Here is a 21,369-nt window from a genome sequence, read left to right as displayed (position 1 = left end):
ATCCTTATACAATTTGGTCTATGGATTTTCTGTCCCATTTTTGCAGGTTTTTAAATACTGTCATTGACATTCCTGTTATATTTTTGAATTGCCTCGCCAAATGACTACTGTTATTATAGTTCAAGCTGTAGGCTATTTCTGAAAAATTCAACTGCCTCAATTGTATAAGTTCTTTTACTTTTTCAATCTTTAAATTGATTTCATATTTTTCTATGGTTAAACCTTCAGTTTTACTAAAAAGTTTACTTAAAGCCGAATAGGACTTGTTAAACCGTTTAGTCAAAAAGGAAGAAAGCTTAACATTGTCCTGGCTATCAATTTTTTTTATAAGGGAAATTTTTATCTCTTCTATCAAAATTTCTATTTCATCCTTTATGATTTCAAAACCGTGTTTCTTTAGCACTTCTTCCAATTTGGAATATTGAATGTCTGTAATTTCGTCAAGGATTATTTGTCCGAGTTCAACCGATATTATGTAACAACCCAATGCTTCCAACTCTCCTAATACAGTTGATTTGCATCTGTCACAGACCATATTCTTTATGTTAAGGGTTTGTTTCATAATTACTGTATTAAATAATTAATGATTGTACTTTGTACATAGTAGGTCTTCACAGATTCTATTTGGTTCATTTGAAATTTTAGTTGCAACTCTTGAATATCCAAAACATCATTAAAATCAATCGTTTCTGTTTCGTAGCTTTTGATTAAAATGTCTTCTGCATCTTTAGCTTGCTTTAAGTTTTTGGTTTGGGTGGCGTAACTTATTCTTGCAGAAATACGTTCGTTAATCGCCTTGTCTAAAAGTGTTTCCAATGAATTTAACCGTTCTTGTTTTTGAGTAGTAATTTCCTGCTGCTGGAACTCATTTTGTATAGTTTGGGATTTATACTTCTTATTGAAAATTGGGATAGAAACTGAAACCATTGGCATTACAATATCCTTTCCGTTGTCACTAAAATCCATATTTGGTCTTTCGGAAACATTGATATAATCTAATCCAAAACCAATCATCGGACTGCTTTCTTTTTGATTCAATAATTCAGATTGTTCTATGGATTGATAGAGTTTATCATATTTCAGCAATTCGGGATGTAATGCTAAATTTTCAGTAGTGATTTCAAAATCTTCTGAAGGTATCATTAAACTATCTACCACATTGACCGTAACATCATTATCCCTATTCAATAGATTATTTAATTTGGTTTGTTCTGCCAAAAATTGTTGGTGCAACACATCTTTTAGTTGTTGCAATTCGTTCTGACGCATTTGCAATCGTAATACGTCTACTGCTGATGCTTTACCTACTTCTACCGATGTAAGGGCTAATGTTTCATAGGTCTCCAATAGTTTGATGTTACCAACTAACACCTCTTGTTTCGCTTTGTTAGCATACAAATTGTAATAGGATTGTGATACAGAAGCCATTAGTTTTCGCTTTGCGATAACAATGTCTTCATATTTGGCATCGGCTAATGAACTCACATAGTTTTCTCTCGATGTAATTGTTCCGAACCACGGTAACATTTGTTTTGCTGACACTTTAAAGCGTTGCGCACCTGTTCTTGTTTCTGGCTCACTTACAAAATATCCTATACCAAATTCAGTATTAGGAATGGTGTTGACCTCGTTTACTTTTTCTGAAGCTCTTTTGTATTGCAACTCAAACTTTTGAATTTCTGGATTGTTCGATTCTGCTTCTTGAATGTAGGATTGAAGCTCTTGTGCTTTCGCGAAAGCGGAAACAAACAAAATACTTATTATTAGAATTATATTTTTCATTTTGATGTTCTTTTAAGTTGAACTTCTGCTTTCCAGCTGTACAATACTGGTACAACAAACAAAGTGATTAAGGCAATGAGCATTCCGCCAAAACTTGGTATTGCCATAGGAATCATAATATCGCTTCCTCGTCCTGTTGATGTGAGTACTGGTAATAGTGCTAAAATTGTGGTTGCAGTAGTCATTAAACACGGTCTGATACGTTTTTCACCTGCTTCAACAACTGATGCTCTAATTTCCTTTTTATTGTCTGGTGTATTTCTATCGAATGTTTGGGTTAGATATGTTGCCATAACAACACCATCATCGGTTGCAATTCCGAAGAGTGCAATAAACCCAACCCAAACTGCAACACTTAAATTAATTGGATGCATTTGGAATAAGTCTCGTAGATTTTCACCAAAGAAATTGAAGTTTAAAAACCATCCTTGACCATAAAGCCATATCATTACAAAACCACCTGCAAATGCTACAGCAATTCCTGTAAATACCATTAAGGAAGTACCAACCGAACGGAACTGGAAATACAAAATCAAGAAAATAATCGCCAATGCTAAAGGCACAACAACCGATAAGGTTTTTTCTGCTCGCAACTGATTTTCGTAAGTTCCTGTAAATTGGTAGTTAATACCTTTTGGCACTACTAATTCTCCACTATCTATCTTTTCTTGAATTAAGGCTTGTGCATTTTCAACTACATTGACTTCTGCATAACCATCCATTTTATCGAACAATACATAGCCAACTAAAAAGGTATCTTCACTTTTAATGACTTGTGGCCCTTGTTCGTATCGAATGGATGCCAATTCGCTTAAAGGCACAGGACTCCCTTTTTCAACTGGTACGTAAATTTGTTTTAAATCGGTTGGGTTTGCTCGTAACTCTCTCGGATAGCGTACACGCACACCATAACGTTCACGACCTTCAACGGTTTGGGTTAATACCATTCCACCAACTGCAACTTTTAATACATTTTGTACATCATCAATGGATATTCCATAACGTGCAATTTTTTCTCTATCAATATCAATGAGCAGGTAAGGCTTACCAACAATACGGTCTGCAAAAACAGCTTCATCTTTTACACCTTCAGCTTGTTTTAAAATGTCTTCCAATTGGACACCAAATGCTTCAATCTGCTTTAAATCTTGACCTTTTACTTTGATTCCCATTGGCGCACGCATTCCTGTTTGCAGCATTACCAATCGGGTTTCAATAGGTTGTAGTTTTGGTGCAGAAGTGACACCAGGTAGTTTGGTAACTTTTACAATTTCATTCCAAATATCGTCTGGTGATTCTATTTCTGGTCGCCAGTTACGGTAGAACTCACCATTGTTATCTTTTATCAATTCAGACCTTTTCACCCTGCTTAAAGTGACATTTCCGGAATTATTTGGGTTTGCAATAAATCGACCATCTTTTAACTCAAATAAACCATCATCATTCACTTTATAGCGTTGGCGTTCTCTATTTTCATTCAACATATATTCTGGTTTGTACTGAATGATATTTTCGTACATTGATAAAGGTGCTGGATCTAAAGCTGATTCTGTTCTACCTGCTTTACCAACTACGGTTTCAATCTCTGGAATACTGGCTACTGCCATATCCAATTGTTGTAAAACTCGTTTATTTTCTTCTACACCAGAATGTGGCATCGAGGTTGGCATTAGTAAAAATGAGCCTTCATTTAATGATGGCATAAACTCTTTGCCTGTATTTTTCATAATGAAAAAACCTGCAATCACAATTGCTGTTGGGACAGACAAAAAGAGGAACTTATTATCTAAACACCACCTTAAAATACGTGTGTAGTATTTGATGAATAATGAGAAAACACCTAATAAACCAAAGCAAATAACACTAACGAAAATGAGATTCCAGAAAATGCTTTTATCAACGCCTAATGGTCTCCAATATTTGGCTAACAAGAATACTATTGCTGATGCTGAAATAATAATATTAATAAGGTTAGCTTGTTTGTCCGTTATCTTATTTTGAAGGTTGAGAAGTGCTGTAATTCCAAAAGCTATTAATACCAACCCTAACCAATACCCATAAATAATTGCAGCGATACCTGATACTATTAAAACACCATTTAAAACATATTTAAAAGTGTTTTTAATGCTTTTCTTTCGGAATAAGAATGCAGCAAACGGTGGAATCAAAAATAACGCTACAATAATGGATGCTGTTAATGCAAAAGTTTTTGTGAATGCTAATGGTCTGAATAGTTTTCCTTCTGCTCCAATCATCGTGAATACTGGAATGAAACTGATAATTGTGGTCATTACTGCGGTAACGATAGCTCCAGATACTTCAGCTGTTGCATTGTAAACTACGGTATTAATGGATTGTGTTCCATCATCTTCATCTAAATGCCGAATGATATTTTCTGAAAGTATGACACCAACATCGACCATCGTTCCAATAGCAATAGCAATACCTGATAAAGCGACTATATTGGCATCGACACCAAAGAGCTTCATCGCTATAAATACCATTAAAACTGCTACTGGCAGTAGTCCAGAAATTAATACTGAAGCTCGAAGATTAAACACCATAATGATTATGACCAGAATGGTTATAAGTATTTCTAAAGTCAATGCCTCATTGAGTGTACCTAAAGTTTCTTGTATTAGTTCTGTTCTGTCATAAAAAGGAACTATGGTAACTTGTGATGTTCTTCCATCCGCTAATACTTTTGAAGGTAAACCTGCACTTAATTCATTAATTTTCTCCTTTACGTTATTGATAACTTCCATTGGGTTTGCACCATAACGAGCCACCACAACAGCACCAACAACTTCAGCACCTTCTTTATCCAATAAACCACGTCTTGTTGCTGGACCTAATGAGACTTTTCCAATATCCTTTATCTTAATTGAAGCGTAATCTTCGGAAGTGACTACTGCATTTTCGATGTCTGAAATGGATTTTATGTAACCTAAACCACGTACTAAATATTCAGCTTGGTTAATTTCCAAAGTCTGTGCACCAATTTCTTTGTTACTTTTTTTAACCGCTTTTACAACGTGATGCAATCCAATATTATATTGACGCATCAGTTCTGGATTAACATCCACTTGGTATTCTTGAACATATCCACCTATCGAAGCAACTTCCGAAACGCCACTTGCAGAGGATAAGGCATATTTTACGTAGTAATCTTGAATACTGCGTAACTCTTGTAAATCCCAACCACCCGTTACGTTTCCGTTTTCGTCACGACCTTCAAGAGTGTACCAAAATATTTGTCCTAAACCTGTCGCATCTGGACCCAAAGCAGGATTAACACCTTCAGGTAATAAACCACTTGGTAAGGAATTTAGTTTTTCGAGAATACGGCTTCTACTCCAGTAAAATTCTATGTCTTCCTCAAAAATGATATAGATACTTGAAAAGCCGAACATAGAGGAACTACGAATGGTTTTTACTCCTGGAATACCGAGTAGTGATGTTGTAAGTGGATAGGTAATTTGATCTTCTATATCTTGTGGAGAACGACCATCCCATTTGGTGAATACAATTTGTTGATTTTCACCTATATCAGGTATGGCGTCAACAGCAACAGGATTACTAGGTAAGAAACCTGTGTCCCAATTAAAAGGTGCATTTACTGTTCCCCAAGCCACAAAAAGGGCGAGTAGCAGAACTGCAACAAGTTTATTTTCTATTAAAAATTTGATACTTTTGTTTAGCATTGGCTTTGATAATTAAACAATTAGATAATAGTGTTTAGAAAACACCGAATACAGAAAGGTATCCTTACAACATTGCAGTCATAGGATAAAAAAAGTCTATTGTTTAAAAATCAAATTAAATAGGTCTCGTCAAGCTTGTAGATGTGCCTTATGACCAGTGGCGGTTTATATTCTTCAAAAGCAGATAAATTATTGTCTAAGCCTTCAAAGAGATTAATGTAAGTGTAAACAAATGAAACTAGAAATAATTGTTGCTCAAACGTAATTTTATCAACGTGTAATTGTAGTTCGTCTTGACCTTCAATTACTAATTGTTCATCATCACAACAATTTTTCTTGGTAATAGAACATGCTTCACTTGAAGGCTTTTCCATTTCCATTCCACAACCTTTTGCTTTGTGAAATATTGCAGTTTCCACTAAAATTTCTCCACAATAATGCATATTAATTGTGAATGACATCGTAGAAAATAACACTACAAAAGTCATTGCCAAAGACATTATATTATGGAAAAAATTTTTCATAAGTGTAGCAAGTTACAAAATTTTAGCAAATTTTAGTTTTTTAAAGCAGTTTAATTTAGTAGATGATCTATTTCCAATTCATTCGTTGTAGTCTGACTGCATTAAATATTGCTAATAAAGCTACACCAACATCTGCAAAAACTGCTTCCCACATGGTAGCTAAACCACCTGCACCCAATATAAGTACGATTACTTTTATACCAAATGCTAAAACAATATTTTGCAATACTATTCGTCTTGTGGAACAACTAATTTTTATAGCAGTGATAACCTTTGAGGGTTGATCTGTTTGAATAATTACATCTGCGGTTTCAATAGCAACATCACTTCCTAGACCGCCCATTGCTATACCAATATTACTAGTGGCTAAAACAGGTGCATCATTAATACCATCACCAATAAAGGCTACTTTATTTTCTGGATTTTGTTTTAAGGTTTCTACTTCGTTCAATTTATCTTCTGGTAATAAACCGCCTTTTGCTTTTTCAACATTTAATTCTTTTGCAATTTGTTGTGTTATGGAATCTTTATCGCCTGAAAGCATTATAATGTTTTTAATGCCTACTTTGTGTAGTGCTGTAATAGTGTCTTTTGCATCTTCTTTTAATTCATCTGCTATGACTACATAACCTGCAAATTGGTTATCGATTGCGACTAATACTATCGATTCTACAATAGATTCCGTTTCCGTTGGAACATCAATACTATTGGTAGTCATTAAGGCTTTGTTACCTACTAAAACTGTTTTTCCATTTACAATGCCTTTTAATCCTTTACCTGCAATTTCAGAAACTTCGGTAGCTTCAAAACCTTTTCCTTCTGCTTTATACTCTAAAATTGCTTTGGCAATTGGATGCGTTGATTGCTCTTCCATCGCCATTAAATATTGCATAAATTCGGTTTCTTTCCAATCAATTGCTTTTACTTCTTTAATTTTGAAAACTCCTTTGGTAACCGTTCCTGTTTTGTCCATTACCAATGTATTTATCTTGGTCATTGCATCTAAAAACGAAGCGCCTTTAAATAAAATACCGTTTTTTGAAGCTGCACCCAATCCACCAAAATAACCTAATGGAATTGAAATCACTAACGCACAAGGACAGGAAATTACCAAGAAAATTAATGCTCTGTATAACCAATCTCTAAACACATAATCTTCTACCAAAAAGTAAGGTATAAAAGTAACACCAATAGCCAAGAATACAACGATTGGTGTGTAGATACGAGCAAACTGTCTAATAAATAATTCTGTTTTCGACTTACGAGCTGTTGCATTTTGCACCAAGTCTAATATTCTGGCAATAGAACTATCTTCAAATTTGTTGGTTACCTCAACTTCAATAACGCTTTCCAAATTAATACTACCTGCGTAAACCTTTGCTTCTTTCTGAATGCTATCTGGTTTGCTTTCGCCTGTTAACGCTGCGGTGTTTAGAGATGCTTTTTCGGATAATAATATACCATCCAAGGGAATTTTCTCCCCAACCCTTACTTGAATTTTTTCACCTATACTAACGCTTTCAGGGAAAATGCTTTTATAGTCACCGTTTCGAAAAACATTTACTTCTTTCGGACGAACGTCTAGCAATGCTTTAATATTTCCTTTTGCTCTATTCACTGCTGCACCTTGAAATAATTCGCCTACTGCATAAAATAGCATCACAGCAACACCTTCGGGATATTCGCCAATAATGAATGCACCTATTGTGGCAATAGACATTAAAAAGAATTCTGTAAATACGTCGCCTTTAATGATACTTTTCCAACCTTCAATTACAACAGGAAGTCCGACAGGTAGGTAAGCGACACTATACCAAATTATCCGAATCCAATCTTTGAAAAATATAACATCAAAATAGTCGAACCCAATTCCAATAATTAGCATTGTAAAACTTACAATAGCTGGAATGTAAGCTTTGAAATTATTTATAGAACTTCCATGATTGTGTCCATCATCGTGGCTATGTTGACTTTCCGAATTTTGTTTTAAATCTCTTAAATTGACTTTCTTTTTTTTCATTACGTTTCAGTTTTAACAACAACCTTTGTTTTGTTGAATTGGTGGACAAGGAACTGTTCCATAAGAACAATACACGCAACAATCACCTTCACTAGGTTTGAAAACTTTTTTGCAGTTGTCACATTCGTAGAAGAATTGACAAGCGTTTGTAGGCATTTCTTCTATTTTTTTATGTCCGCAGTTTGGGCAAGTGATTTCCGATTTTAATATAGTTTGCATTAATTTTATCTTTTTTCAGTTACATTATAACCTGTTGAGTTTATTGCTTTCTCAATTTCTAATTCATTAGTTTTAGTTTCGTCAAACTCAATGATTGCGTTACCATTTTCGTATGATGTTTTTGAGTTTACAATTCCGTTGAGTTTATTTACTTCGTGGTTAACGTGTACTTCACAACTGGCACAGGTCATTCCACTTATTTTATATTCTGTTGTTTTGATATTGGATTTATCCACAATATCAATTTGTTTCTCTGAATTTGGATAAAAGATACTTGAATAGTAAGGAAATGTCAACATTACTATTGCGAATACTGTTACAACTCCTAAATAGGTTTTTGATTGAATAAATTTTGGTTTTTCATCCGCTTCACATTCGCAGTCTATATCTTTTTCTGGTTTCAATTTTTGATACCAAGCAAAGAGAATAACTAATATGGTTAGCCCTATTAAGTATGGTCTATATGGTTCTATCCAAGAAAAAGATGAGGCTATACCAGTTGTTCCTGCAATTAACCCCAAAACAGGTGTGATACAACACAATGAAGCTGTGATTGCTGTTAAGATACTTGTGACCGCTAATTTATTTTTCACTTTCTTTAATTATTCTATTAATAAGTCTTATTAAAAACATACGCAATACCATTTTGATATTACAACAATGATTTAATATCACTTGGAATAGGCATACGCTTTAGTGGAGGTACGTCTGCTCCTCCAGTATTACCAAGTGGAACGTGATTAACAAACGATTTCCACCCACCAACAAGTAGTCTAATAATTTGTCCTAATACTTCTTTGGAATTTTTCTGCATCAAACCAAATTTTAGCATTAACCAATGTGAATAGGTATGTTCTATTGGGTAAGATTGCCCTATTATATGGCTACGTTCTAAATGATACCAAGCATTAGCATACTGCTTGTTTTCTAAACAGTATTTGTATTGTTTTAATTCTTTGTTATATGCCTGTTTAAGATTTTTAGGTATTTTAGTATTAAACTTCATATTCATTAATTTTGTATAAAAGTAGCTTATAAAATAATGCAATGGAAGTGCATTATTTTCCACTACACTTATCACAAATACCTTTTACTACTAGATTTACATTCTCTGAAACAAATCCATCAGGTACTTTTATTTGAGGTATTTTATGGTCGGTTAAACAAACCGTTTCATTACAGTTGTTACAATGAAAATGTAAGTGTAAATCAGTTTTTATATCACATTCGCAATCTTGCTCACATAAGGCATATTTAGTAATTCCTGTACCATCATCAATTTTATGAACAATAATTTTTTCTTCAAAGGTTTTAATAGTTCTGTAGAGTGTTGTTCTATCTGCTTTTACAAATGCGTTTTCTATATCACTCAAAGTTACTGCTACCTTTTTTTTAGCAAGAAACTTATAAATTAATAAGCGCATTGCTGTTACGCGTATTTTTTTTGACTCTAATACTTCTTCGATCGTTTTCATAATTAGTGTGAGTGTTCTGCTTCTCCTTTTTTCATTTCAGCAATTAGATAATAAGCATTGTTATAAGCGAATAGGGTGTTATTTTTAATTTCTTCTACAAAAGTAACTTCTATCCAATCTCCATCTTTTGTCCCTGTAATCACTTCAATAGGTATAAAACTCCATTTATCATTCTCTTTTGTTACTGTAAAAGCATAAAATTTCTCCCCTTCCTTTATGATAGCATTTTCAGGTAATGCTTTTGTATTGCTATTATCTACTTGAATTTTACCTTGAATGTACATTCCAGGAATTAAATTTCCTTTTTTATTTTCTATTTCAGCGTGAACATGAACTGCTTTTGGATTTTGTTCAAAAGTTTTACTAACAGAATATATTTCTGCGGTAAGTTCTGTATCAGGAATTGACTGTACTGAAAAACTTACTTTTTGACCTTTTTTGATCTTAAATACATCTTTTTCAAAAACCATTAAATCCGCATGAATATGATGTGTATTTACAATATCAAACAATTCGGTTTGTGGTGCTACATATTGTCCTGTTTTTACCTCTACTTTTTGAACAAAACCTTCTATTGGACTTCGCAAAGGTACTTGTTGTACAATATTTCCGTTACCAACAGAAGTAGCGTTGATATTTAATATTTTTAGTTGAGCAGCCAATCCATTAACCAATGCCATTGATGCTTTGTATTCTGCTTCTGCTTTTTGGAAATTAGCACCAGAGCCAACTCCTGCATCGTATAACTTTTTTTGTCGCTCATAGTTTTTCTTTAAAAAATTACTGTTGCTGTAGGCATTCAAATATTCAGTTTGTCGTTTTATGATATCTGGATGAGATAAATAAGCAACTACTTGTCCTTTGTTAACTTTGTCGCCTTCAATGACTTTAATAGACACTACATTAGCACCTACTACAGCAGTAATTGCGGCTTCGTTTTGTGGTGGTACTTCTAACGTTCCGTTTGCTTCTACATAGCCACTCATATTTCGTAAAGTAAGCGTATCTATTTTCATTTTCAATGCTTCAAACTGTCGTGCGTTTAGCATTACTTCATTTTCTTGGTGATGTTCTTCATTATCATTAGCTTTTTTAACTTGCTCATGTGAATGTCCATCATTTTCAGTATGATTTTCTTTACTATCACAAGACACAATTAATAGTGTTGTAAAAATAAATATGATGTATATATAGGATGTTTTTTTCATTGTCTTATTGATTAAAATATTGTAATTGAAAAGTACTTTCTAAATAATTTGATAAAGCCGTTTGTGCTTGCTGTTCAGATTCGATGGCTTCCTTTATGAGTTGTGTAAATGCTGTATAATCAATTTCACCTTCTCTGTATGCCAACAAAGCACCTGATTTCTGATTTTTTGTTAATGGTAACACTTGGCTTTCATAAAACTTCCAAGCTTTTTTCCATTTTAAATAATTTTCTTTAGCCTGAATAAATTTTGACTCAACTTCTTTTTTTCTAAATTTAGCATTGATTTCTGCAATCTCTGTATCAATTTTTGCTGTTTGTGTTCTTGATTTATTCGTACCTGATAAAAAAGGGATTGAAATACCAGCTTGATAACTGTAGAATCCTGAATTGCCATTGACTCTTTGTAAACCTCCTTGTATATTGAATTTAGGTAAGTTATTAGCTTTGGCAACTTTATACTTTGCATTTGCTTCTGCCACAATATTTTGTGAGATAGTATACGAAGGATGATTTTCTATTGTAAAATTATCTACGTTAGAAAATGGCTCAATATCAAAATCTTTTGAAACTGTAAATACTTTTTCCGAAGCCAACCATAGGTTTAACTCTTGTAAAGCAATTAGATAATTACTATATGCTTGTTCTTTTTTATTTTTAATTTGAAAATATTGATTTCTAGCTGCTGAATATTCTAATTTAGAAATAGCTTCCACTTCATAATTCAAAGCAACTGCTTGTTCAAATTTTGAATAAATAGTATCTAATTCTTTGTAGAGTAGATAATTTCTTTTCATTTGGTAACAATTAGACCATGCCTTTTTTACTTCCAATTCCAATTCAAGTTCAGATAATTGATATGCTTTTTCAGCTAACTGTATACGTTGTTGCTGTAACTTCTTTTTTGGAGCAATACCGAATATATCTATATTGGATTGTCCAATGCCAATAGTTGTATATATTCCATTATCACTATTTATTTCTTCTCCTCCTGTAAAGATTCTAGTTGTTCCAAGTTCGTAAACAGTTGCTTTTTGTTTTTCCTGTTTGGTTACTTCTAGTTGTCTTTGTTTTAATAAAGGATAATTATTTTTTGAAATTTCTACGGCTTCTTGCAATGTTATTTCTGTAAGTACATCGTTGCGTTTTTGGGCGTTTACTTGTGCTAAAGAACTAAATAACATAATTATTACGATTGTTGGTGTAGCTAATTTTTTATTTGGTTTCAATGAGAAAGATTTATTTTCTACCCAATGATATAATATGGGTAAAACAAATAATGTGAGTAAAGTAGCGGTCAATAGTCCGCCAATAACCACGGTAGCCAATGGACGTTGAACTTCTGCTCCCGCAGATGCTGAAATAGCCATTGGTAAGAAACCTAAAACATCTGTAAATGCTGTAAGCATAATAGGTCTAATTCTTCTTTTTGTACCTTCAATAATTCTGTCTTTTAGATTGGTTACGCCTTCATCCTTTAATTCATTAAGTCCGCTAATCATTACAAGTCCATTTAAAACAGCAACACCAAAGAGTACAATAAAGCCTACACCTGCCGATATACTAAATGGCATATCTCTTAGCCACAATGCTACAACACCACCGATAGTAGCCATTGGAATTGCAATGTAAATCATTAATGTTTGAGGTAATGATTTTAGTGCAAAATAGATCAATATAAAAATAAGCAACAATGCAATAGGAACAACGGTTAGTAAACGACTGCTTGCACGCTCCAAATTTTCAAATGCGCCACCATAACGAATAAAATAGCCTGATGGTAGTTCTAATTGCGTATCCAATTTTGATTTAATTTCAGTTACTAATGATTTCACATCACGACCTCTAACATTTATTCCTACATAGGTTCTCCTATTAGTGTTATCTCTACTAATTTGCATTGGACCCGATTTGTATGATATGTCCGCTACTTCTCGAAGTGGTATTTGGACTCCTGATGGAATATTGATAAAAAGATTTTGAATATCTGTAATATCTTTTCTGCTTTTGGTATTTAAGCGAACTACTAAGTCAAAACGTTTTTCTCCTTCAAAAATGACACCTGCATTACCTCCTGCAAATGCAGATTGCACCATCTTGTTGAGGTTGTTGATTTGAAGTCCGTATTGTGCTAATTTATTTCTATTGTAAGTAATCGTCATTTGTGGCAATCCTGTTGTGGCTTCGGCTTTCATGTCTCCAATACCCTGTGTTCCTGCTATAATTTTAGATATTTCTTGCGCCTTTTGAGAAAGTAGGTTGATATCATCGCCATAGAGTTTTATGGCAATATCTTCTCGTACACCTTCAAGCAATTCATTGAATCGCATTTCTATAGGTTGTGTGAATTCATAATTAACACCTGGAACAATTTCAATTACATCTTTCATTTCTTCTATGAGTTGATCTTTAGAAGAAACCGTTGTCCATTGGCTTTTTGGTTTTAGAATTACGAAAACATCAGCAATATCCATTGGCATTGGATCGGTGGGTATTTCAGCAACACCAATACGGCTTACAATTTTATCGACCTCAGGAAATTTTGCCTTTACAATTTGTTCAATTTTAGTGGTTGTTTCAATAGTTTCAGTTAAAGAACTCCCTGGTTTTAAGATAGCGTGAAATGCAATGTCACCTTCATCGAGTTGTGGTATAAATTCGCCACCCATTCGAGTAAATATAAAAACCGCTAGTGCAAACAAACCAATAGCAAGACCAATGATGAGTTTCCCTTTTTTTAAGGCACTTTCTAACAATGGTTGGTATTTACGTTCTACCCAATGCACAAATTTATCTCCATACGACTTTTTATCGGATTTAGGCGCTCTCAATATCAAAGCTGACATCATTGGTACATAAGTAAGACACAAAACCATTGCACCAATCATTGCAAAAATAAAAGTTAATGCCATTGGCTTAAACATTTTTCCTTCAATACCTTGTAACGCTAGAATTGGTAAAAAAACTATTAGAATAATTAACTGACCAAAAAATGCTGCATTCATCATTTTTTTTGAAGCTGAAGATGCTATATCATTTCTCTCTTTGGAAGACATTTTTTTCTTTTTGAGTATCTGTGAAGCAATTAAGAATACTGTAGTTTCAACAATGATAACTGCGCCATCCACTATGATTCCGAAGTCAATAGCTCCTAAACTCATCAAGTTTGCCCAAACATCAAAAGCATTCATTAATATAAAAGCAAAAAGTAATGATAAAGGTATCGTTGAAGCAACAATTAATCCTCCTCTCCAATTCCCTAATAAGAATATAAGTACGAATATTACAATCAACGCACCTTCAATTAAGTTATTTGCTACCGTAGAAGTTGTCTCGCCAATTAATTTACTTCTATCTAAAAGTGGCTCTATGACAACACCTTCAGGTAGCGACTTTTGGATTTGTTCCATTCGTTTTTTAACATTGTCGATAACTTCATTAGAATTAGCACCTTTAAGCATCATTACTAAACCACCAACAACTTCGCCTTCGCCATCTTGTGTTAAAGCACCATAACGGATAGCTGAGCCATACTGAACAGTTGCAACATCACTAATTGTAATGGGAATATTGTTTATGGTTTTAATCGTAATTTTTTTAATATCCTCAAAATTACGTACCAAACCTTCTCCACGTATAAAATTGGCTTGATGATTTTTTTCAATATAAGCACCTCCTGTATTTTGATTATTGGCTTCAAGTGCTTCAAAAATGTCTATAATTGTTAATCCTATTGCTTTTAACTCATTGGGATCAACGGCTACTTCATATTGCTTTACCTTACCACCTATAGCATTTACTTCCACCACACCATCTACCATTGCCATTTGACGTTGTACAATCCAATCTTGCATTGTACGTAAATCGGCAATAGAATATTTGTTGCTGTATGCAGGTTTTACCTTTAAAGTATATTGATAAATTTCTCCTAATCCTGTTGAAATTGGTCCCATTGATGGCTCTCCAAAACCTTCGGGAATTTGTTCTTTTACTTCATTTAGTTTTTCTGAAACTAATTGACGAGGAAGATATGTTCCCATATCATCATCAAAAACTATTGTAACAACAGATAAACCAAAGCGAGAGATTGAACGTATTTCTTCCACATTTGGAAGATTACTCATTGCGATCTCTATGGGATAGGTAATTATTTGCTCAATATCTTCAGTTCCCAAATTTGGAGATTGGGTAATTACTTGTACTTGATTATTAGTAATGTCAGGAACAGCATCTATGGGTACTTTAGTCATACTCCAAATTCCTGCTCCAATAATGGTAAGGGTTAACAAACCAATAATAAACTTGTTATTGATTGAAAAATCAATGATTTTATTTATCATAGAAAATGTATTAATTTAGTTAAAACAGTCCGAATTACAACGGATTATAGTTGTAATACGAAGTGATGAAAATTCCTTTTTTGCTTAAAAAAGGGTGTAGTTATCCTGTAAAAACTAAATTATACTTGTGGAGGTTGTAAGATAGTTGGATTGAAATTTTTAATTAATCCATCCGAATAATGAAAAATTTTCGTAGAAATATCTATTGTTGCTAAAGTAAAGTCAACAATTTTAAATTGCATAACATTGATGTGACAACAATTACAATGACAAAACGGTGAACACAAATCAGAATCTTGATGCCCATGATCGTCATTAACATCATGGGAAATTTCTATTTTGATTTCGTTATCTGCATTACTGCTATCTCCACATGGGAGAAAGTTTAGTGTAAAGATGTATATTGATAATATTGCAGCTAAAAATTTCATTTGGTCAAATATATGAATTATTTGTTGCAATCGCTGTGCAAAAATTATTTGACGATCTTTATGCTTCACTAGTTTATATTAAACTTTTTTTATAGCAATTTTAAGCTGTTTTATCATAATTTCTATCATTGGAATTTTATTTACAAGAAGACGCTCCCAAAGTCTATTCAAAGTACCAATCACGTCTGCAAGTTGTGGTTGGCTTTCTTTTGTAGGGGTATTATGCGATGGTGTTATTTTTCGTCCATCAATCAAAATCAACATTTTTTTCTGTTTTTTGGTTGAATCTTTTGTAATGATGGAAGTATCTAGGTTAATGATATCACGAATAGTATAATGCTTATAAATCCAATTGAAAAAATCTCTTTTATATTTGATTCGTCCTTGTTTATCAAATACAATATGTGAATTTAGTACAATAACCGCTTTACCATCATCTTTCATAGTTAAGAGTGCTAGTGCAGAAATTAATTCTCGTACCTGAAAATCATTAGCCATAAAATAGGCATTATCTAAATACTCCTCAATGATATCCAACTTTTCATTTTTTGTTTTGGTAGATTTCATAAATGGTGGATTACAGACAACAACATCAAAAGACTTATGCATTTCTTTTGGATAGACTGACGTAGGGGCGTAGTTGGTTATTTTATTGAAATTCAAAAATTTAAGTGATTTGCGTTTTAATTTAGATATTTCATTAACATGAATAACACAATCACTTACGCCAACTAATAAATTTCCACTTCCTGCGGTGGGATTGAAAATAGAAGTGGTTGTATCCATTTGTAAATATCTTGCAATCATAGCGGCAATGGGTAAGGGGAGAATGTGACTATGTTCAAACCGCTGTTTATCATCTATAAAGTTTCTATCGAAATGTAAATGTCTCCAAAAATGTTCCATGCGATCTAACCAAAATTCGTCTTTATCATTGTTATATCTCCTTCTGAAAAAATCTATTGTGCTTACTTCTACAGCTTCTTGTAGTGTTTGTTGATCTGGGATATTTGACAACTTTAGTAAGCTTTGAATTTGTTCAAGCGTTGGTTTTTTATGAGTGTGATATATTAGTGCCACGCCAGCTACAAAACGATCAATATCAAACTTAGGAACGATAGGTTTTATTACTACTTCATCAGTATCTACAAAATCAGTTTCTTCCAGTTGTTTGGAGAGCATACTTTCAATATAGGATTCAATACACTTTTTCGACACAAATAAAGCGTCTATTTGTTCTTGAACATATTCACGTTTTTTGACAAGTTCCGTATATGAATGATCTAGTAAACTTTGTCCTGTTTTCAAATCAGTCAACTTTTCAGCAAGCTTTTGTAGTTTCCGATCAATGATATCCATTCCTGTGGAAAGATCAGCTATTGGTCTAAAGTTCTGTATCAGATATAGCCAGCGATACTTTTGTTTCTTATCGTCTAAAATTTGTTGTAATGTTTGCACAGAAACATACCCTTCAATTAAACTTATATAAGGATACTGTAAATCAGTAGGATAGCCAATATTATTCAAAATGTCAAAACCATTTATTTGCCAATATCTATTAAGTTCACGACAATTTATATTCATATCTAAATCGTCATCCTTTTTTAACTGTGATACTTCAAAAAGTTCACATTCAGATAGTGTATCTAACGTTTCAATAGTGACTTCAAATAAGTGTGGGAATTGAATTTTTAGCTTCGGTATGTGTTGCAAGGGAATTGCACCTTTTTGAAAACATTCATGCACGTATAAAGGCGCAAGTACATTATTTACTTGATAATTGGTAAAGACAAGATCAGTAGCGAACGATTTTATTTCAAAACGTTCTTTGGTAAGATCAACAAGTGGATGCATCGCGATAGCCACACTCGCCTTAAAGCAATTTGGAAACTCTTCAAACCATTCTTTATACAATCGGATGATGTGTTTGAGTTTATCTTGACGAAGCGTTTCTAAATCAATAGTAGAAGCTTCTTCAATTTCTGTAATTAGTGTCTGAATGAGGCGCGTGTCAGTAACCTTGGTAGTTTGTTCAATAGATACTAATTTGTCGATGACCTCTAAAATTAGAAGTTTATCAAAATCAATTTGATCATCCAAAATACCTGTTTCGATTGTTTGATGTGTGTTATCAATACCAATACTATCCTCTGAATTTTCATTAACAACAATATCTTCATTGTCATTAGAATACGCACATAAATAAAAAGGGATGTCAACAGGCAAAAACTGCCCTTTGGCATCTACATTGATAACAGCACCAATTTCAAATAAATCCTTAGCTCTTGTTTTATAGTTGCGCGGATGTATGGTAATGGATTCAGGAGACGTATTAAAATGTTTCAAAACGAATCGTTCTGCAATGACATTTGCAATTCGTTTATAATTTTCAAAAATGATATATTCATCTTCTATAAAATAATCTTCGTTCTTGAATTTCATTTTAACAATGCAAAACTTTAATTGATCTATACGTAGTTCAGATGCTTCAAAAGATGGGAAAATTGGAATAACGCGCCAATCGGTATCATTTTCTATTGCTTCTTTTAGATCATGCGCAAAACGAACATACGAAGGATGATATTCTGCATACCATTTGGTTTCACTTTTAAAAAAGTGCTTAAAACCTAATTTCTGTAAGAATACAATTAGTTCTTTTTCAATAGGATTCGAAAATACAATTTCAATTCCGTTTTTAGCTGTATTTTGTATTACTTGTACATTCATATTTTAATAAATTAGTATTGAAAATACCAAGCTACAAAGCACCATTTCAATATCATTTGTCAACTTTTGGTACTTGAACAATATGTTCGGTTTTACTTTTGATTCAGCAAAAGAAACTGTATTCAAGTGATTGGCAAACATTGAGTTCATCAAATATTTTTGATCAAAACAAAATTAATGTGACGACAAAAAATAAATTCCAAATCCTATTTTTTCGATATTTTACATCAAAAAAATATTCATGCTTTTTTCTGCTTAGTGTTTAAAACACTAAGCTACGAAGGGAAATTGGAAAATCCTTTGTAAAATTTTGTGCATTGCACGTAGATTGTAAGAAGAAATTGTAGGAAGTCTTTAAAGAAGGTGGTTTTTTGATAAAATGAGGGCGAAATTCAAGTTTTTAGCAGTAAAAGTGATACGTTTTTTGAAAAATAGTTGTGTTTTAACAGCTTTTTTCTGATTTGTACTTTTCTAGTTTGTTTATCAGATAATTTCAATTAACAGGCTTGAAATTTGAAATTTCTGGTTGAGGATTTAAAATCTATTAGCTTGTTTATGAGTGAACTAAAAAATAAAAAAATTATACTAAAAAGTATGCTCCTAAACACTATTTAATTGAAGGGTAGAGAGGAGGTGCATGTACTGCATCAAGTATTCGGAAATTTCTACATAAATATATCACAGATGCTCAAATTACTAAAAACGTAACACCACACACACTAAGACATAGCTTCGCAACGCATTTATTAGAAAAAGGCATAAGTTTAAGATATATACGGTATATATTAGGACATCAAAGTTCTAAAACTACAGAAATGTATACGCATATCACACAAACGAGTATTGAAAACATAAAAAATCCTTTAGATGACTTTGACTTTGAGTAAGAAAATTGTAGTTTTAAAAATAACTAAATTCTTAAAAATAAATAGGTTTGGTTATAGTGGAAATGAGGCTGTCTGAAAAGTACATATTTCGTCAAACCGAACTTGATTCGGTTTCTCATAACAGTTGAAAATCAACATGATGAGATTCTGAGTCAAGCTCAGAATGACGTTTCAATACACTTTTCTGACAGCCACATGCATACGTTGTGTACAATTTCAGAGCACCATTTGAAATATAGAAAATGATTGAACAAAATAGAATTCACCCACCACAAAATTGGCAAAGTTTTGAACACTTGGCTTTAAAACTTTGGGGAGAAATATGGAATGTTCCAGACGATATCGAATTTAATTCTGAAAGTGGCTCAAAACAAAAAGGTGTAGATATTTGTTGTGTACCAAAAAACGAAAAAAATTATTTTGGAATTCAATGTAAAAACACAAAACTATTCTGTAAATATGGTAAAATTCAAAAATTAACCAAAGCAACTATTGATGAAGAAATAGAAAAGGCAAAAGAATTTACACCTAAATTAGAGAAATTAGTTATCGCAACAAGTTTTCAAAAAGATGGAGACTTGGAAGAATACGTTCGAGAAATAAATTTAAAACATATTAAAAGTGGTATTTTCAGAGTGCAAATATGTTTTTGGGAATATTTTTCAAGAAAAATTCAAGAATACGATAATATTGAAAATTGGTATCTTAATAATCAAAATTTCGCGAGCCAAAAATCTGTATATATAAGTTTTGAAAATGACAAATCAGAAAAAAATGTTTCGCCTGAATTCATCAAAAATAATGTGACTTATCGTTTACAAACAGATACTGAAAAACTTGAAGAAAAAACTGCTTTTCAAAAGGCATTTAAAGAATTTCAGAACGAAAACAAATCGAGTTTTATAAATAGAATCTTTAACTTTTCAAATAAAATATCTGACAATATTCTAACAAGTGACAAAATTTTAATTAATGGAGTTGACATCAAAAGTCAAGAATATATTGAAAGTACTTATCCAAAGCAAAAACTAGACACAAATATAGTTCCGAGAATTTTAAATAACTTAATAAAAGATAAACAAGAATTTAGTTTTAAGCTCAAAATTAAGAATGATGGTCGTTCAGGAATAGATGATTTTAAACTATCATTTCGAATAGAAGGAGATTTTGAGAGCATACAAGTAAATCCACCCAGAATTAATGAATTAAAGACTTACAATGCCACTACTTGGATTAATGAACGATTTGGTTTATTTGAACCTTCAAAAAACTTCATAATCCAAAAAGACACTTCTAGTAGTAAACAGATAATAGTAACACCAAAATTAGCTAAAGAAGGAGAAATCAAAATTAAATGGACACTTTTAGCAAGAGATTTTAACGATGAAGGAGAATTAACGATAAATATTAAACCGAAATATATAGAAAGTCAAAAAACTATGTATGTATTGAGAACGGAAGATTGTAGAAATGAAATTCAGTATAATCATAAAATGATAGAAGGAAATTTTCATTTGAATTGGTAAAAAAACTGTAAACAACACCGGTAACCGTTGTACTGGAAAGATTACTCTTTCGCTATTTATAATATCATAAAATAATTCTAAACTATCAAAAATGTTTGGTTTTATCTTAGGTATAAATTACGGCATTGCATAAATAGCCAATAGAATCATAGAAGTCAAGAATGAAAGAAAACAAATAAATTCAACCAATAAGGCTAACTTATTGTATTTAGTAATCAATGGATCGTGAGTATTCTTATTCTCCCTAATTTGTTTCATTACAGCTTTTGCAAAATCTTTGTTAATTCTCCTTAATTGTATCAAAGATATATAGACCTATTGTTCCCGAAAAGATGCAGATAATCAAGCAATACAATACACAATAAAAAAGAGTAGCCTTATTCGTTGGATTGGAATTGAATGAAATTAAAATAGCAAGTAAGACTCCACTAATACTTACAAAATGTTTCAACACATCAATCATGTGATTGAATGTTTTATCCTTAATCGTTTGAAACTTTTTATATGATTGTTCGATGCTCATATTT

16 protein-coding genes are annotated in these 21,369 nt (G+C 32.5%); 2 read left to right on the top strand and 14 right to left on the bottom strand.

Features of this window, described 5'->3' with window-relative positions; translation table 11 throughout:
- Positions 1-4 precede the first annotated feature (4 nt).
- The 13 genes from ACRBBL_RS04805 to ACRBBL_RS04745 form a co-directional block, all read right to left on the bottom strand.
- Entirely contained in the window at positions 5-562 is a 558-nt protein-coding gene (locus ACRBBL_RS04805) for a helix-turn-helix domain-containing protein (protein WP_431367883.1), read from the bottom strand.
- A 2-nt stretch (positions 563-564) separates the two neighbouring features.
- Positions 565-1,782, bottom strand: a complete 1,218-nt coding sequence (locus ACRBBL_RS04800) for a TolC family protein (RefSeq protein ID WP_431367882.1) — start codon at positions 1,780-1,782, stop codon at positions 565-567.
- On the bottom strand, positions 1,779-5,486 hold the full coding sequence (locus ACRBBL_RS04795) for an efflux RND transporter permease subunit (RefSeq protein ID WP_431367881.1): 3,708 nt from the start codon (positions 5,484-5,486) through the stop codon (positions 1,779-1,781). The genes ACRBBL_RS04800 and ACRBBL_RS04795 overlap by 4 nt, the downstream gene beginning before the upstream one ends.
- A 110-nt stretch (positions 5,487-5,596) precedes the next feature.
- Positions 5,597-6,010: an HYC_CC_PP family protein gene (locus ACRBBL_RS04790; RefSeq protein ID WP_431367880.1), complete on the bottom strand. Its 414-nt coding sequence runs from the start codon at positions 6,008-6,010 to the stop codon at positions 5,597-5,599.
- Positions 6,011-6,077: 67 nt separating this feature from the next.
- Positions 6,078-8,030, bottom strand: a complete 1,953-nt coding sequence (locus ACRBBL_RS04785) for a heavy metal translocating P-type ATPase (RefSeq protein WP_431367879.1) — start codon at positions 8,028-8,030, stop codon at positions 6,078-6,080.
- A gap of 12 nt (positions 8,031-8,042) precedes the next feature.
- Positions 8,043-8,249: a GDCCVxC domain-containing (seleno)protein gene (locus ACRBBL_RS04780; RefSeq protein ID WP_431367878.1), complete on the bottom strand. Its 207-nt coding sequence runs from the start codon at positions 8,247-8,249 to the stop codon at positions 8,043-8,045.
- Positions 8,250-8,254: 5 nt separating this feature from the next.
- On the bottom strand, positions 8,255-8,842 hold the full coding sequence (merTP, locus tag ACRBBL_RS04775) for a mercuric transport protein MerTP (RefSeq protein WP_431367877.1): 588 nt from the start codon (positions 8,840-8,842) through the stop codon (positions 8,255-8,257).
- A 59-nt stretch (positions 8,843-8,901) separates the two neighbouring features.
- On the bottom strand, positions 8,902-9,255 hold the full coding sequence (locus tag ACRBBL_RS04770) for a DUF3703 domain-containing protein (protein ID WP_431367897.1): 354 nt from the start codon (positions 9,253-9,255) through the stop codon (positions 8,902-8,904).
- Positions 9,256-9,307: 52 nt separating this feature from the next.
- Positions 9,308-9,724: a Fur family transcriptional regulator gene (locus tag ACRBBL_RS04765; RefSeq protein ID WP_431367876.1), complete on the bottom strand. Its 417-nt coding sequence runs from the start codon at positions 9,722-9,724 to the stop codon at positions 9,308-9,310.
- 2 nt (positions 9,725-9,726) lie between these two features.
- On the bottom strand, positions 9,727-10,932 hold the full coding sequence (locus tag ACRBBL_RS04760) for an efflux RND transporter periplasmic adaptor subunit (protein WP_431367875.1): 1,206 nt from the start codon (positions 10,930-10,932) through the stop codon (positions 9,727-9,729).
- A 4-nt stretch (positions 10,933-10,936) separates the two neighbouring features.
- Complete coding sequence (locus ACRBBL_RS04755; RefSeq protein ID WP_431367874.1) at positions 10,937-15,271, bottom strand: CusA/CzcA family heavy metal efflux RND transporter; 4,335 nt, start codon at positions 15,269-15,271, stop codon at positions 10,937-10,939.
- 119 nt (positions 15,272-15,390) lie between these two features.
- Positions 15,391-15,771: a DUF6660 family protein gene (locus tag ACRBBL_RS04750; protein WP_431367873.1), complete on the bottom strand. Its 381-nt coding sequence runs from the start codon at positions 15,769-15,771 to the stop codon at positions 15,391-15,393.
- Positions 15,772-15,780: 9 nt separating this feature from the next.
- Positions 15,781-18,429, bottom strand: coding sequence for an N-6 DNA methylase (locus tag ACRBBL_RS04745; protein WP_431367872.1), 2,649 nt, complete (start codon positions 18,427-18,429; stop codon positions 15,781-15,783).
- 653 nt (positions 18,430-19,082) lie between these two features.
- Here ACRBBL_RS04745 and ACRBBL_RS04740 point away from each other — a divergent pair.
- On the top strand, positions 19,083-19,316 hold the full coding sequence (locus tag ACRBBL_RS04740) for a tyrosine-type recombinase/integrase (protein WP_431367896.1): 234 nt from the start codon (positions 19,083-19,085) through the stop codon (positions 19,314-19,316).
- A gap of 242 nt (positions 19,317-19,558) precedes the next feature.
- Positions 19,559-20,842: a hypothetical protein gene (locus ACRBBL_RS04735; RefSeq protein ID WP_431367871.1), complete on the top strand. Its 1,284-nt coding sequence runs from the start codon at positions 19,559-19,561 to the stop codon at positions 20,840-20,842.
- Positions 20,843-21,122: 280 nt separating this feature from the next.
- On the opposite strand, the gene ACRBBL_RS04730 is transcribed toward ACRBBL_RS04735, so the two are convergent.
- Positions 21,123-21,365: a hypothetical protein gene (locus tag ACRBBL_RS04730; protein ID WP_431367870.1), complete on the bottom strand. Its 243-nt coding sequence runs from the start codon at positions 21,363-21,365 to the stop codon at positions 21,123-21,125.
- Between the last annotated feature and the right edge of the window lie 4 nt (positions 21,366-21,369).

It is taken from the genome of Kordia sp. (assembly GCF_050633145.1).
Classification (GTDB): domain Bacteria; phylum Bacteroidota; class Bacteroidia; order Flavobacteriales; family Flavobacteriaceae; genus Kordia.
This window is presented reverse-complemented; position numbering and strand designations above follow the sequence as displayed.